This window comes from Ferruginibacter sp., assembly GCF_049840995.1.
Lineage (GTDB): Bacteria > Bacteroidota > Bacteroidia > Chitinophagales > Chitinophagaceae > Ferruginibacter.
The window spans coordinates 19,898-35,865 of sequence record NZ_JASGIP010000001.1; the positions used below are offsets into that span (position 1 = coordinate 19,898).

General features: G+C 43.5%; 14 protein-coding genes. 13 read left to right on the top strand and 1 reads right to left on the bottom strand.

From position 1 onward, the window contains the following. The first annotated feature begins 36 nt into the window (after positions 1-36). Positions 37-1,653, top strand: coding sequence for a glycoside hydrolase family 43 protein (locus QM738_RS00075; RefSeq protein WP_462274627.1), 1,617 nt, complete (start codon positions 37-39; stop codon positions 1,651-1,653). A 55-nt stretch (positions 1,654-1,708) separates the two neighbouring features. Next, positions 1,709-2,206, top strand: a complete 498-nt coding sequence (locus tag QM738_RS00080; protein ID WP_462274628.1) for an endonuclease V — start codon at positions 1,709-1,711, stop codon at positions 2,204-2,206. A gap of 44 nt (positions 2,207-2,250) precedes the next feature. Here QM738_RS00080 and QM738_RS00085 read toward each other — a convergent pair whose 3' ends face one another. Beyond that, positions 2,251-3,102, bottom strand: a complete 852-nt coding sequence (locus QM738_RS00085; RefSeq protein ID WP_462274629.1) for an AraC family transcriptional regulator — start codon at positions 3,100-3,102, stop codon at positions 2,251-2,253. A gap of 232 nt (positions 3,103-3,334) precedes the next feature. On the opposite strand from QM738_RS00085, the gene QM738_RS00090 reads away from it, so the two are divergent. From QM738_RS00090 to QM738_RS00140, 11 genes are all read left to right on the top strand, one after another. Continuing rightward, positions 3,335-3,952: an FGGY family carbohydrate kinase gene (locus QM738_RS00090; protein WP_462274630.1), complete on the top strand. Its 618-nt coding sequence runs from the start codon at positions 3,335-3,337 to the stop codon at positions 3,950-3,952. Continuing rightward, entirely contained in the window at positions 3,949-4,818 is an 870-nt protein-coding gene (locus tag QM738_RS00095) for an FGGY-family carbohydrate kinase (RefSeq protein ID WP_462274631.1), read from the top strand. The genes QM738_RS00090 and QM738_RS00095 overlap by 4 nt, the downstream gene beginning before the upstream one ends. Positions 4,819-4,876: 58 nt before the next feature. After that, positions 4,877-6,205 carry a xylose isomerase gene (gene xylA, locus QM738_RS00100; RefSeq protein WP_462274632.1) on the top strand — a complete coding sequence of 443 codons (1,329 nt, stop codon included), beginning with the start codon at positions 4,877-4,879 and terminating at the stop codon, positions 6,203-6,205. Further along, positions 6,205-6,855 (top strand): HAD family hydrolase, encoded by a 651-nt coding sequence (locus tag QM738_RS00105; protein ID WP_462274633.1) that lies wholly within the window; start codon positions 6,205-6,207, stop codon positions 6,853-6,855. The genes xylA and QM738_RS00105 overlap by 1 nt, the downstream gene beginning before the upstream one ends. Positions 6,856-6,865: 10 nt before the next feature. Next, positions 6,866-8,506 (top strand): ribulokinase, encoded by a 1,641-nt coding sequence (locus tag QM738_RS00110; protein WP_462274634.1) that lies wholly within the window; start codon positions 6,866-6,868, stop codon positions 8,504-8,506. Between the two features lie 28 nt (positions 8,507-8,534). After that, complete coding sequence (gene araD, locus QM738_RS00115) at positions 8,535-9,158, top strand: L-ribulose-5-phosphate 4-epimerase AraD (protein WP_462274635.1); 624 nt, start codon at positions 8,535-8,537, stop codon at positions 9,156-9,158. Positions 9,159-9,284: 126 nt separating this feature from the next. Then, positions 9,285-10,421 (top strand): aldose epimerase family protein, encoded by a 1,137-nt coding sequence (locus tag QM738_RS00120; RefSeq protein WP_462274636.1) that lies wholly within the window; start codon positions 9,285-9,287, stop codon positions 10,419-10,421. Positions 10,422-10,469: 48 nt separating this feature from the next. Continuing rightward, positions 10,470-10,892 carry a beta-L-arabinofuranosidase domain-containing protein gene (locus QM738_RS00125; protein WP_462274637.1) on the top strand — a complete coding sequence of 141 codons (423 nt, stop codon included), beginning with the start codon at positions 10,470-10,472 and terminating at the stop codon, positions 10,890-10,892. 41 nt (positions 10,893-10,933) lie between these two features. After that, entirely contained in the window at positions 10,934-12,478 is a 1,545-nt protein-coding gene (locus QM738_RS00130) for a glycoside hydrolase family 127 protein (RefSeq protein ID WP_462274821.1), read from the top strand. Positions 12,479-12,547: 69 nt separating this feature from the next. Then, positions 12,548-14,059: an L-arabinose isomerase gene (araA, locus tag QM738_RS00135; RefSeq protein ID WP_462274638.1), complete on the top strand. Its 1,512-nt coding sequence runs from the start codon at positions 12,548-12,550 to the stop codon at positions 14,057-14,059. Positions 14,060-14,090: 31 nt separating this feature from the next. Next, complete coding sequence (locus QM738_RS00140) at positions 14,091-15,839, top strand: sodium:solute symporter family transporter (RefSeq protein ID WP_462274639.1); 1,749 nt, start codon at positions 14,091-14,093, stop codon at positions 15,837-15,839. Positions 15,840-15,968: the final 129 nt, after the last annotated feature.

Consider the following 15,968-nt stretch of genomic DNA (forward strand, 5'->3'; position numbering starts at 1 on the left):
ATTCAGCGTTTTCTGCGGGCAACAAAAAACTATAGGATGAAAAATAACGTTGCAGCTGTTATTATCACATTGCTATTCGCCCCATGGCTTCATGCACAAACAGTTTCTAAAGTATGGGTGGCCGACAATGGCGATGGCACTTACAAAAATCCCGTTATCAATGCCGATTACAGCGACCCCGATGCGATACGGGTGGGGGATGATTTTTATTTGGTAAGCAGTAGTTTTAATAATATGCCCGGCCTGCCCATTTTGCACAGTAAAGACCTGGTGAACTGGTCAATTATCGGGCATGCGTTAACGTTACAGCCGCCGGCAGATCATTTCAGTAAAGTGCAGCATGGCAATGGCGTATGGGCGCCCTCCATCCGCTATCACAACAATGAATTTTATATCTATTATCCCGATCCTGATTTTGGTATCTATCTTATCAAGGCAAAAAATATTTTAGGCCCCTGGTCAGAACCCGTAATGGTTCAGGCGGGTAAAGGATTGATCGACCCCTGTCCATTGTGGGATACCGATGGAAAAGTTTACCTGGTGCATGCGTTGGCAGGCAGCAGGGCAGGCTTTAAATCCGTGGTATTGATGAAAGAACTGAATGCTGCGGGAGATAAAGTGATCGGTGATGGTGTACTGATCTATGATGGTCACGAACTGGATGCCACTATTGAAGGCCCGAAAATATACAAACGCAACGGGTACTATTATGTATTTGCACCGGCGGGTGGTGTAGGTACGGGCTGGCAAACCATTTTACGCAGTAAAAATATTTATGGTCCTTACGAAAGAAAAGTGGTGCTGGAACAAGGCACTACTACTGTCAATGGTCCACACCAGGGCGCCTGGGTGCAAACACAAACGGGCGAAGACTGGTTCCTGCACTTCCAGGATAAAGATGCGTATGGCAGGGTGGTGCACCTTGAGCCCATGAAGTGGGTGAACGACTGGCCGGTGATGGGGGAGGATAATAATGCTAACGGTATCGGTGAGCCGGTAATGACCTATAAGAAACCGAACGTGGGTAATAAAAAATATCCCATTGCAACGCCTGCGGAAAGCGATGAATTCAACGGCAGTAAAATTGGTCTGCAATGGCAATGGCAGGCAAATGATAAACTGAACTGGGCTTATTGTTACACTTTAAAAGGAGTGCTGCGCATGAACAGTGTTTTAAGGCCCGACAGTGCGAAGAGCCTTTGGGATATCCCGAATGTACTTACACAAAAATTTCCTGCGGAAGAATTTACTGCTACTGCAAAATTTACTTTCAATCCTAAAACCAATGGCGAAAAATTTGGCCTGGCAGTATTGGGATTGAGCTATGCAGATATTGCAGTGAGCAAAAAAGCAGACGGTATTTATTTAAGCTATGCCAAATGTATTGATGCAGAACATGGCAAACCTGAAACAGAAACAGAGATCACGAAAATAAATGGTACAGAATTATACTTCCGGTTAAAAGTTACTAAAGGCGCTATATGTACATTCAGTTACAGTACAGATGGAAAAGTATTTACTGATGTACCGGAAACTTTTAAAGCCACACCGGGTAAATGGATCGGCGCTACGATGGGCTTCTTCTGCACCCGTACACAGGTGATCAACGACGCCGGTTTTGCAGAAGTGGATTGGTTCAGGGTAGAGCAATAGAAATTATCCCGCAGATTACGCAGATGGCGCAGAGAAAAATAAACGGGATTAGAAAATGTTATTAGCGATTGATGTACATTATAGAGATGCATTTGCAAAAGCAGTAGGTGTATTATTTAATTGGGATAGTAACAGGCCCGAACAAATAATTATAGATAATATAACCGGTGTGGAAGAATATGTGCCGGGTGAATTTTATAAAAGAGAATTGCCTTGCTTATTAAAAATAATTGAACAGGTAAAAACCGACGATCTTGAAGCGATCATTATTGATGGGTATATCTATGTAGATAATAATGGCTCCTTGGGATTGGGTGGAATTTTATATGAAACATTGAACAAATCTGTTCCTGTAATCGGTGTAGCCAAAACATCTTTTTTAAAAAACAAAGAAACAGTTACAGCATTACTCCGGGGCGAAAGCAAAAATCCGCTATACATTTCAGTAATCGGCTACCCAATTGAAGCGGCGGTTGAAAAAATAAAAAATATGAAAGGCGAATTCCGCATTCCAGCTATCTTAAAAGAACTCGACCGCATTACTAAAGAATAACCTGTATTTCCTCTGCGGCATCTGCGTAATCTGCGGGAGTTTCCTCACTGCTTGCTCTTATCCACAAACTCCCTCCTGTACTGCGAAGGCGTGATCTGCTTTACCTGCTTGAACTGCTTACTGAAATGCGCCCAGCTGTTATAACCGCTTTCATAACAACAATCCATCACGGGTTTATTGGTATTTGTTAATAATTTACAGGCATGACTGATACGCAGGTCCTGCAGGAAATTAAAATAGGTCTTCTTGATGTTCTTTTTAAAAAAACGGCAGAAAGTTGGGATACTCATGTCAGCAATTTCGGCCACCTGCTGCAGGGTCACCGGTTCTAAATAATGTTTAAAAGAATATTCGATGATCTTTTCAATAGCAGGATTGATATTATTATCCGGCGAAGAAAAATCCTGGGTAAGTTTGGTGTAACTGGTGGAGGTACTCATCTTTTGCAAGGATTGCAACAGCAGGTTGATCCGTTGAAAACCCGTGGCAGTTTCCATTTCGCCCAGGGCCGCAGCTATTTCTTTTTTCAACCGGTTATTGAGTTGTATAGCATCACTTTTATTTAAAAACACATTCATGTTCTTGATCTCCGGCAATGCAAAAAAAGATATGCCAAAAACATCTGTTTTAAAATGGGCTACGATCGCATCACCGATCATTTTATTATGCCGCTTGCGGAAGGAGTGGGGGATATCGCTGGCAATAAAATAAATATCACCGGTCTTATATTCGCCTACAAAATCGCCGATCATAGCAGTCCCATGTCCTTCGGTGATCAGTATCAGTTCGCATTCCTCGTGCTTGTGCCAGTTGGTCTCAAAATCGGGCGTACGGTACCTGCGGCAGGCAAAGGAATACTGCTCTTCTACATGTATCTTTTGAATGAGTGTTTTCATGATCCATAGTGCTCCCGCAGATTTCACAGATTACGCAGAAAATAGAGTTTTGATCTGCTGGATCAGCGCCATCTGCGGGCCATAAAAGCCGTTATCTTATCAACTTTAGGCCCGTAAATTAGTATAATTTGATAAGATAACGTATTTTATTTCCAAAATAGCAGTTGTACAAACTGGTAATTAAATACAAATTTGATGCTTATATGCGATTGAATGCTATATTAAGTTTTATATGTTGTTATTAGGAATTGATCTAGGCACTTCTTCTATTAAAGTATCGGTTATTGAAGCAGCCAGCGGCAGTATTATTGCAGCGGCACAATACCCCGAAACTGAAACTCCTGTAATTGCGTTGCAGCCGGGCTGGGCAGAACAATCGCCTGAAGAATGGTGGAGTAATGTGCAACAAGCCATTTTAAAAGTGCATGCCACCAAAAAATACGATCCTGCAGGTATCAAAGCAATCGGCATCAGTTACCAGATGCATGGATTGGTGCTGGTGGATAAACAGCAGCAGGTGTTGCGCAACAGTATCATCTGGTGCGACAGCCGTGCCGTTGAGATCGGTAACAGGGCATTCGATACTATCGGCCATGAAAGATCTTTATCACATTTATTGAATTCTCCCGGCAATTTTACCGCAGCCAAATTAGCATGGGTAAAAGCAAACGAACCGGAACTTTATGGCCGGATAGATAAGATCATGCTGCCCGGCGATTTTATTGCCATGAAATTAACCGGCGAGATCACCACCTCCATATCAGCATTGTCGGAAGGCATTTTCTGGGATTTTAAAAACAGCAATTATCCGAAGAAGTATTTAACTATTTTGGTTTTGATAAAACAGTGATACCTGCTATCAAAGATGTATTTGCAGTGCATGGAACGGTGAAAAATGATATAGCAGAGAAGTTATCATTGAGTAAAAATGTAACAGTAACTTATAAAGCAGGCGATCAACCCAACAATGCATTGTCATTGAACGTGCTGGAGCCGGGCGAAGTAGCGGCCACTGCCGGCACATCGGGTGTGATCTATGGTGTAATAGATCAGCTGGCGTACGATCAGCAATCGAGGGTAAACAGTTTTGCCCACGTAAACCATACGGCAACGGATACACGATTAGGCGTTTTGTTATGCATCAACGGTACCGGCATATTAAACCGCTGGATAAAGAATATTACCGGCAACAGCCTGAGTTACGAACAGATGAATGCCGCCGCCGCAGCCGTGGAACCCGGCAGCAATGGCCTGGTGATACTGCCTTTTGGCAATGGCGCCGAAAGGATATTCGAGAACAGGATACTCAACAGCGATATACAGAACATCGATTTTAATATTCACGCCACAGGGCATTTGGTAAGAGCAGCACAGGAAGGTATTGCATTTGCTTTCCGCTATGGATTTGATATCATGAAAGAAAATGGCATTCACCCTACAGTGATACGGGCAGGAAAAGCAAATATGTTCCTGAGCGATGTATTTACCGAAAGCTTTGTGAATGCCATCAATGTGCCCGTGGAATTGTACAATTGCGATGGCAGTGCTGGAGCTGCTACCGGCGCCGGTATAGGTGCAGGCATTTACAGCTCCGCAAAAGATGCTTTCAAAAATTTTAAACCCGTAAAACTGATCGAACCTACCCAGCCAAAACTATACAATGAGCTGTACCAGAAATGGAGAAAAGGACTAACAAAACAGGGTGTTGACAACTGACGATTCACTACTCACCACTCACGATAACTAATACACTAAAAACAAAAAAATAAAGAGTATGTCAATTATTACAGGCGACAAAGAATTTTTCAAAGGCATAGGCCAGGTAAAATTCGAAGGAACAGGTTCCGATAACCCGCTGGCATTCCGCTGGTATGATGAGAACAAGGTGGTGGCAGGCAAAACCATGAAAGACTGGTTTCGTTTTGCAACGGCTTACTGGCACAGCTTCTGCGGCAGCGGCGCCGATCCTTTTGGAGAACCCACTCATATTTTTCCGTGGAACGAAAAAGCAGATGCCGTGGAACGTGCAAAAGATAAAGCAGACGCCGCTTTTGAATTCATGACCAAACTGGGCACCCCTTACTATTGCTTTCATGATGTGGATGTGGTGGATTATGGTAACGATGTGGTGGAAAATGAAAGACGCCTGGCTGCATTGACTGATTATTTAAAAGAAAAACAAAAAGCCAGCAGTATCAAATTATTATGGGGCACAGCCAACTGTTTCTCCAATCGCCGTTATATGAATGGAGCTTCCACCAATCCTGATTTTCATGTGCTGGCACATGCGGGTGCTCAGGTAAAAGCAGCGCTGGATGCCACGATTGCACTGGGTGGTGAGAATTATGTTTTCTGGGGCGGAAGGGAAGGTTATATGAGCCTGCTCAACACCAACATGAAACAGGAAAAAGAACATTTTGCCAACTTTTTAATAGCAGCAAGGGATTATGCAAGGGCCAATGGTTTTAAAGGCACATTCTTTATTGAACCTAAACCCTGCGAACCTACCAAGCACCAATACGATTACGACAGCGAAACGGTGATCGGCTTTTTACGTGCACACGGATTGCTGAACGATTTCAAGATCAACCTGGAAGTGAACCACGCTACATTGGCCGGCCACACCATGCAGCACGAAATGCAGGTATGTGTTGATAACGGCATGCTGGGCAGTATGGATGCCAATCGCGGCGATAACCAGAATGGCTGGGATACCGACCAGTTCCCTACCAACCTGAACGAACTGGCAGAATGTATGCTGATATTCCTGGAAGGTGGCGGATTGAAAGGCGGTGGTATCAACTTTGATGCAAAGATCAGGCGCAACAGCACCGATCCTGCAGATCTTTTTTATGCACATATCGGTGGTATGGATGCTTTTGCGAGGGCGCTGGTGATAGCAGATAACATCCTTAACAAATCTGATTATAAAGCCATACGTGCAGAGCGTTATGCCAGTTTTAATAACGGTGCAGGAAAGGACTTTGAAAGCGGTAAACTAACTTTGGAAGATCTGAGGAATTATGCAGTAGCGAATGGCGAACCAGCAGTAAAAAGTGGCCGCCAGGAGTACCTGGAGAACATCATAAACAGGTTCATTTAATGGAAAAACCAAAAGCGTTCCTGTTCGATCTCAATGGTACGGTGATCGATGATATGAGTTATCATATTCAGTCGTGGTACGAGATACTGAACAGCCTGGGTGCCACTATTTCTTACGAAGAAACCAAGTTGCAGTGTTATGGCAAGAATGAAGAGCTGCTGGAAAGGATCTTTCCCGGCAGGTTTTCGAAAGAGGAGATGAATGCAATGGTGATAGAAAAAGAAAAGCGGTACCAGGAAAATTTCAGGCCACACCTGAAGCTGATAGAAGGCCTGGATGAGTTCTTTAAAAAAGCATTTGATGCAGGTATCAAAATGGCGATCGGTTCAGCGGCCATCCCGTTCAATATTGATTATGTGCTGGATGGGTTGAACATACGTCCATATTTTGGTGCCATTGTAAGCGCTTATGATGTGGCGGAAAGCAAACCGCATCCTGATACGTTTCTGCAATGCGCTGCGCAACTGCATTTGCTGCCGTATGATTGTATCGTGTTTGAAGATTCGCCCAAAGGTGTGGAAGCCGCTGCCAGGGCTGGTATGAAAGCCGTGGTGATCACGACCATGCACACAAAGGAAGAATTTGACAACGATAATATTATTTGTTTTATAGAAAATTATAATGGGCTGTTTGAAAAACTGCTGAAATAAAATTGTAACGATGGCTGCGGAAAATAAGTATGTGATCGGTATTGACTACGGAACGGATTCTGTCCGTTCTGTTTTATTAAATGCCAACGATGGAAAAGAGATCGCCTCTTCGGTTTTTTATTACCCGAGGTGGAAGGAAGGCAAATATTGCAATGCAATAGCCAACCGGTTCCGCCAGCATCCGCTGGATTACGTGGAAGGGCTGGAAGCAACGATAAAGGATTGCCTGCAGAAAGCGGGTAAGGAAATTGCTGCTGCTGTAAAAGGCATTGCTGTGGATACAACAGGATCCACACCCATCGCAGTGGATGCAACCGGTACACCGCTGGCATTAAAGCCTGGTTTGGAAGAAAATCCCAATGCCATGTTTGTATTGTGGAAAGATCATACTGCAACCAAAGAGGCAGAAGAGATCAATGCACACGCCACAAAATTCCCGGTGAACTATTTAAAATTTGTAGGCGGCATTTACAGCAGCGAATGGTTCTGGGCAAAGCTGCTGCATATACTGCGGGAAGATGAAGCCATCCGCAACAACATACATTCGTTTGTGGAACATTGCGACTGGATACCCTTTTTATTGACCGGTGGCAATGATGCTGCTCAATTAAAACGCGGTGTCTGCAGCGCCGGGCATAAAGCCTTGTGGTCGGCTGAATTCAATGGCTTACCACCCAATGAATTCTTCAAATCATTGGACCCGGTACTGGATGGCATTACGGCAAAATTATTTACCGACACTTATACTTCCGATCAATCGGTTGGTACTATCAGTAACGAATACGCGAAAAAACTGGGATTGCCTGCCGATGTAGTGGTAAGCGCCGGTGCATTCGATTGCCACATGGGCGCAGTAGGCGGGCAGATAGAACCTTATTACCTGAGTAAAGTGATGGGCACTTCCACCTGCGATATTTTAGTAGCACCGGTGAACGAAGTAAAAGATACGCTGGTAAAAGGTATCTGCGGCCAGGTAAATGGATCGGTGATCCCCGGAATGATCGGTATGGAAGCCGGACAGTCTGCCTTTGGTGATGCCTATGCCTGGTTCAGGAACCTTATCAGCTGGCCACTGCAGTTTGTGAACGATGCAAATGAAAAACAGGTAATTGAAGATAAGATCATTGCAGCACTGGCAACCCAGGCTGCAGCTATTGAACTGGGCGATAAAGATGAACTGGCGCTGGACTGGATGAATGGCAGAAGAACACCCGATGCCAACCAATTGCTGAAAGGAGCCATCAGTAATATCAACCTGGGCAGTGATGCGCCCCGCATTTTTAAAGCGCTGGTGGAAGCTACCTGCTTTGGCAGCAAGGCCATAGTGGATCGTTTTATCAGCGAAGACATACCGGTAAAAGGGATCATTGCATTGGGCGGTGTGGCAAAAAAATCGAATTACGTGATGCAGGTGATGGCCAATGTGCTGAACATGCCGATACGCATTCACAGCAGCGAACAGACCTGCGCCAATGGTGCTGCCATGTTTGCAGCAACCGCAGCCGGGATCTACCCAAAAGTGGAAGATGCCATGAATGCGATGGGGCAGGGCTTTGAAAAAACATACGAACCGCAAAAAGACAAAGTGGAATATTATGCCAGGCGGTACAAAATGTATGTAGACTTAGGTAATAAAATAGAAAAAGTATAACCATAATTATTGACAATAATTATCAGCCATGAATAACAAATATGCACACATTCAGCAGGAAGCATACGAAGCCAATATGCAGCTGCCAAAACTCGGCCTGGTGCTCTTCACATTTGGTAATGTAAGCGCCGCCGACCGCGACCTGGGTGTATTTGCCATTAAACCCAGCGGCGTAGCCTACGACGATCTTACACCCGAAAAAATGGTGATCGTTGACTTTGATGGCAAAACGGTGGAAGGTAATCTCCGTCCTTCTTCCGATACATTAACACATGCCGTATTGTACAAGCACTGGAAAAATATCGGTGGCATTGTGCATACACATTCCACTTACGCTACCGCATGGGCGCAGGCGCAAAGGGATATTCCTATTTTCGGCACCACGCATGCGGACTACAACACCGTTGATATTCCCTGTGCACCACCGATGAGTGATGAAATGATAGAAGGTAATTACGAATATGAAACGGGTTTCCAGATCATGAATTGCTTTAAGGCCAATTACCTGAATTACGAAGAAGTGGAAATGGTACTGGTGGGTAATCATGCGCCATTTACCTGGGGAAAAACAGCTGCCAAAGCAGTGCATAACAGCGCCGTGCTGGAATGTATTGCTAAAATGGCCCTGCTTACAGAACAGAATCAATTTTAATGCACCCCGTTTAAAAGATGCGTTGGTGCAAAAACATTTTGAACGCAAACATGGCCCCGGTTCTTATTACGGACAATAATACTTACAATAACCAACTAATATTTAAATAAAACGAAAGCTTTAAACATGAAAAAAATTGCATCACTCTTACTGGCAGCAACCCTGCTGGTAACTTTTTCCTGTAATAACAGTGCTGATGAAAGTGGTAAATCTGCTGATGTAAAAAAAGGCATTACCGAAAAACCATTTGGCAGTTTTGAAGGCACTCCTGTAACAGAGTATACATTGACCAATGCCAACGGTATGCAGGTAGGTATTATCAATTATGGTGGCGCTATTACAAAAATTCTTACAAAAGATAAAGACGGAAAATTCGGTGATGTGGTGTTAGGATATGATTCTATCACAGGTTTTACACAAAAAGGCAATCCATTTTTTGGTGCACTCATCGGCCGATATGGCAACCGTATTGCAAAAGGACATTTTACACTCAATGATACCACCTACACGTTGGCACCTTATAACAATGGTCAGTCATTGCACGGTGGCTTGAAAGGGTATGATAAAGTATTGTGGAAAGTGGAGAAGCAAGCGGGCGACAGCAGTTTAAAATTAACCTACTTCAGCAAAGATGGGGAAGAAGGTTTTCCCGGTAATTTATCTGTAGAAGTGATCTATACATTAACTGCTGACAATGCATTAAAGATCGATTACGCTGCAACCACTGATAAAGCCACACCGGTTAATTTAACCAATCATGCTTATTTCAATTTATCAGCAGGCAAAGATTCCACTATACTGGATCACGAACTGATGCTGAAAGCAGATAAATACACCGAAGTCGATTCTGTATTGATACCAACCGGCAAACTACCCGATGTAAAAGGTACGCCGATGGATTTTACAACAGCAAAGAAAATAGGCAAAGATATTGGTGCAGTAAAAGGCGGGTATGACCATAACTGGGTGTTAAATAAAAATGCCAATACACTCGAAAGTATTGCAACTTTATACCACCCTGCCAGCGGCCGTTTTATGGAAGTATTTACCACCGAACCGGGCATACAATTTTACAGCGGTAATTTTTTAGATGGCACACTGACTAATACCAAGAACGGGCAGAAATATGTACAGCATGCGGCGCTTTGCCTGGAAACACAACATTTTCCCGACAGCCCGAATCAGCCAACATTCCCGAGTACGATCTTAAAACCGGGTGAAAAATATACCCATACTTCGGTTTATAAATTTTCGGTAAAATAAATTGCAGGAAGTCTTCTTTTAAAAAGAAGGCTTCTTTTAAATTATACAATGAGAAATTATTTATTATCAGCAACAGTTTTTTTAAGCCTGCCGGTTATTGCGCAGCAAAAAGACTATGCGATCAAAGAAGTGAATTTTACACAGGTAAAACTATCAGATAATTTCTGGCTGCCAAGAATTGAAACGAACCGGACAGTAACCATACCGGCATCATTTCAGCGTTGCGAAACCACCGGTCGCGTAAAGAATTTTGTAATGGCCGCACAGCACCAGGGCAAATTCTGCACCACCTATCCTTTTGATGATACAGATATTTACAAGACGATCGAAGGCGCTTCTTTTTCACTGGCCGTGCACCCGGATAAAAAACTGGAAGCTTATGTAGATTCATTGATCACGATCATCAAAGCAGCACAGGAACCTGACGGTTACCTGTACACGGCGAGAACGAATCGAATCCATTACACGTAGGCAGCTGGGTAGGAAAAGAAAGATGGGAAAAAGAAAGAGAACTGAGCCATGAATTATACAATGCCGGCCATTTATATGAAGCTGCTGTTGCACATTTTCTGGCCACCAAAAAAAGAAACCTGCTGGATATCGCTTTAAAAAATGCGGACCTGGTATGCAGTGTCTTTGGTCCCGGGAAAAGAACCGTGGCGCCGGGCCATGAAATTGTGGAAATGGGATTGGTAAAATTATTTCGTGTAACCGGCAAGCAGGAATATTTAAATACAGCCAAATTTTTTATAGAAGCAAGGGGGCAATACAAAGGGTATGATTCTAAAAGTAAAGATGAATGGAAAAATGGATCGTACTGGCAGGATGATAAACCGGTAGTAATGCAGGATGAAGCCGTAGGCCACGCCGTAAGAGCAGGCTATTTATATGCTGCAGTTGCGGATATTGCTGCACTCACCGGCAGCGATAGTCTTACCAAAGCCATTGACAGGATCTTTGAGAATGTAGTTGGCAAAAAGATCTATGTACAGGGAAGTGTGGGCGCCATTGGTGATGGAGAACGGTACGGAAATAATTACGAATTGCCCAATAGCACCGCCTACAACGAAACCTGTGCTTCCATTGCAGAAGTGTATTGGTATTACCGTATGTTCCTTTTACACGGAGATGCCAAGTATATAGACGTGCTGGAAAAAACTTTATACAATGGATTGATCTCCGGCATTGGTCTCGATGGTAAATCATTCTTTTACACCAATGCCATGGAAATAAGGAACAGCTTTACACATAAAGATATTGAAAGGGAAAGATCGGGCTGGTTTGAATGCAGTTGCTGCCCCACCAATGTATGCCGCTTAATACCTTCGGTGCCGGGGTATATGTATGCGCTGAAAGACGATAATTTATTCGTGAATCTTTTCATCAACAGCACTGTTGATCTTACCATTAATAATAAACCGGTGCAGGTGGTGCAACAGAATAATTATCCATGGGAAGGTAATTTAAAATTCACTATCAATAGCGCTAAAGCAAATGCCTTCAATCTATTGCTGCGCATACCGGGCTGGGCGCAGAACAGCGCTATACCTTCGGACCTGTATAAATTTAATAACAACTCCGATGCAAAACCAACAATAAAAGTGAACGGGCAAAACGTGGAATATACTATACAGAATGGTTATGCGGTGATAAAAGGCAACTGGAAAAAGAACGATGTGATTGAACTGAACCTGCCGATGGAAGTAAGAAAAGTAGTGGCCAACGAAAAGATCGGCAATGATATTGGCAAAGTGGCATTGCAACGGGGGCCATTGATGTATTGTGCTGAATGGGCTGATAACAATGGTAAAACCAGCAATATTATCATTCCTGCCAGTACTGATTTTACTACAGAATTCAAACCTGCAGTATTAAATGGAATCATGACGCTGAAAGCAGAAGTGCCTGCCGTGGTGATCAATGGCAACGAAAGTATTGCTACACAAAAGCAAAGGTTTACTGCCATACCGTATTACAGCTGGGCCAACAGGGGTAAGGGAGAAATGACCGTATGGTTTCCAACACAGGTAAAAGACATTGAACTACTAACAAAATAAAGAGAATCAGTCAGAGAGATCTTCTTTTAAAAAGAAGACTTCCCTGCGTGAATTCCAAAAAACGAAAAAATGAAAAATACGATCAACACAAAAGGACTGGAAGTGTGGTTTGCAACAGGCAGCCAGAATTTATATGGCGAAGAAACGCTGAAACAGGTGGCCAAACACTCCACCCTTTTAGCAAAAACGCTGAATGATGCGGAGAACATTCCTGTAAAAGTAGTGTTCAAGCCGGTATTGAAATCAACCGAAGAAATTTATAACCTGGTGATAGATGTCAATGCCAGCAAGAATTGTATCGGTATCATTACATGGATGCACACATTCTCTCCTGCAAAAATGTGGATCAATGGATTGAAAATATTACAAAAACCATTGCTGCACCTGCACACACAATTCAACCGCGATATACCCTGGGGCGAAATCGATATGGACTTTATGAACCTGAACCAATCGGCTCATGGTGACCGTGAGTTTGGATTTATGATGAGCCGCATGCGTATGGAAAGAAAAGTGGTGGTGGGTCATTGGCAGGATAAAAAAGTGATCGCACAGATAGCAGGCTGGACCCGCTCTGCATTGGGCTGGAACGACTGGCAGGGCGCAAAATTTGTGCGCTTTGGCGACAACATGCGTTATGTAGCCGTAACCGATGGCGATAAAGTGGAAGCAGAATTAAAATTTGGATACAGTGTGAATACCTATGGCATCGGTGATCTTGCGGGTGTTATCAGCGGCATCAAAGAAACAGCAGTAACCAAACTTTGTGATGAATATGCTGAGTTATATAAATTAATGCCTTCATTAAAAAAAGGCAATGCACAACACCAGAGTTTACGCGATGCTGCAAAGATAGAATTGGGCATGCGTAAATTTTTGGAAGACGGTGGCTATAAAGGATTCACCGATACATTTGAAGACCTGCATGGATTACCACAATTACCAGGCATAGCCACACAGCGTTTAATGGCCGATGGTTATGGCTTTGGCGGCGAAGGCGATTGGAAAACTTCTGCACTGGTACGTGCCATGAAAGTAATGGGAGCAGGCCTGCCGGGCGGTAATTCCTTTATGGAAGATTACACCTATCATTTTGAACCGGGCAACGAACTGGTATTGGGTAGCCACATGCTGGAAATTTGTCCAAGCATCGCCAGCGGTAAACCCAGTTGCGAAATTCATCCATTAGGTATTGGTGGTAAACAAGATCCTGTTCGTCTAGTCTTTAACGTTGGTGCAGGCCCTGCACTCAACGCATCGCTGATGGATTTTGGCAATCGTTTCCGCTTATTGGTAAATACAGTGGATGCTGTAAAAGCTACTAACGATCTTCCTAAGCTGCCCGTGGCAAGGGTTTTATGGAAACCACATCCTGATATGCAGACCGGCTGTGCAGCATGGATACACGCAGGCGGCGCACACCATACGGGCTACAGCCAGAATCTTACCGCAGAAAATATGGAAGATTTTGCAGCGATGGCAGGAATTGAATTTGTTTGTATCAACAAAGACACGAACATTTACAATTTAAAGAACGAATTAAGATGGAATGACGTATTTTACAAGGTAAACGGCAAATAATATTTAATAATTATAAAATCTAAACTTGCTTATGAAGGGTTTATCAAATTTAGACACGCTGATCTTTGTTATTTATTTCATACTGGTGGCCGGTTATGGTTACTGGGTGTATAGTAAAAAGAAGAAAGCGGCTGTCTCTGCATCACACGATTATTTTTTGGCAGAAGGATCGCTTACCTGGTGGGCAATCGGTGCATCACTGATCGCTTCCAATATCTCTGCCGAACAATTTATCGGTATGAGCGGTAACGGTTATTTTGTAGGTGTTGCGGTAGCAGCTTACGAATGGATCGCAGCACTGGCGCTCATTATTATTGCCGTATGGTTCATGCCGGTGTATCTTAAAAATAAGATATACACTATGCCGCAGTTCTTAAAAACGCGGTACAATGAAACTGTATCACTTATCATGGCCATCTTCTGGCTATTGCTCTATGTTTTTGTAAACCTTACTTCTATTTTATACCTGGGTGCTATCGCCATCAGCGGTTTGATAGGCCCCGAATATTTACACATCGTAATGATCGCACTCGCAGTATTCTCACTCATTATTACATTGGGTGGTATGAAGGTGATCGGCTATACGGATGTGATACAGGTAGCGGTATTGATCATTGGCGGTTTTGCAACCATTTATTTTGCATTAACTATCGTGAGCGAAAAATTTGGTTTGGGCAGGGATGCGCTAGCAGGTTTTAAAACCTTAATGGCACAGGCACCGGATCACTTCCACATGATATTGAAAAAACCAACAGAAGCATCATCACAGGAAGATATCAATAAATACCTGATACTGCCGGGTATAGCAATGTACTTTGCCGGCCAGTGGATCGTGAACCTGAACTACTGGGGTTGCAACCAGTATATCACACAACGTGCATTGGGAGCCGATCTGCAGACAGCCCGTAAAGGGATTTTATTCGCAGGTTTCTTAAAATTGCTGATGCCGATCATTGTAATGCTGCCGGGTATTGCCGCTTATGTATTGCATCAGAATGGCCACCTGGAAGGATTAAGAGGTATGGATGATGCTTATTCAGCGATCCTTGGATTTTTACCATCAGGATTAAAAGGCCTGGCAATTGCTGCATTAACCGCAGCGATCGTTGCATCATTGGCCGGTAAACTCAACAGCATCGGTACCATCTTTACGCTGGATATCTACATGAAATATTTCAGGAAAAAACCGGCTGGTCAAGCGGCCAGTGCAGGCGATCACCTGGTGTCGGTAGAAAATGATTCAGCTAAAGAAGGGGAAGAAAAGAATATGGTTTGGATTGGAAGAATGGCAGCGTTGGGTGCCATTGCATTGGCTGTGATATTTGAATGGAAAGACCTTTTAGGAATTGGTGGCGAAGGTGGTTTTACCTTTATTCAGAAATATACAGGCTTCATCAGCCCGGGTGTATTTGCCATGTTCATACTCGGTATGTTCTGGAAACGTACCACCGGTGCAGCTGCAGTAGCGGGCCTTTTGACGGGTTTCCTGATGGCCATCTTCTTCAACAGCTTCGCGGTATCATTACTGGGCCACGAAAACTTTATGTACACTGCATTTAAGAACAACGACGGCGTTTACGAAATACCTTTCCTTATCAACATGGGCTGGGCATTTGTAATTACCATGCTGGTAATGATTGGCATTAGTCTTGCGGGACCTAAAGTGAATCCGAAAGCATTCCAGCTGGATAAGAGCATGTTCAAACTAAAACCATCTGTTATTGCAATGATAGTGGCTACATTGCTGATATTGATGGCGCTTTACGCTAAGTTCTGGTAATCACAAAGTAATTTAAACCAACAATAACTACGATCCTCTTGTCAAACGGCAAGGGGATCTTTTTTTGCGGATATTTCGGCCAATAGTACTTACCACTTATAAAAAAGCAGCCCGAAAAATAGGCGGAAA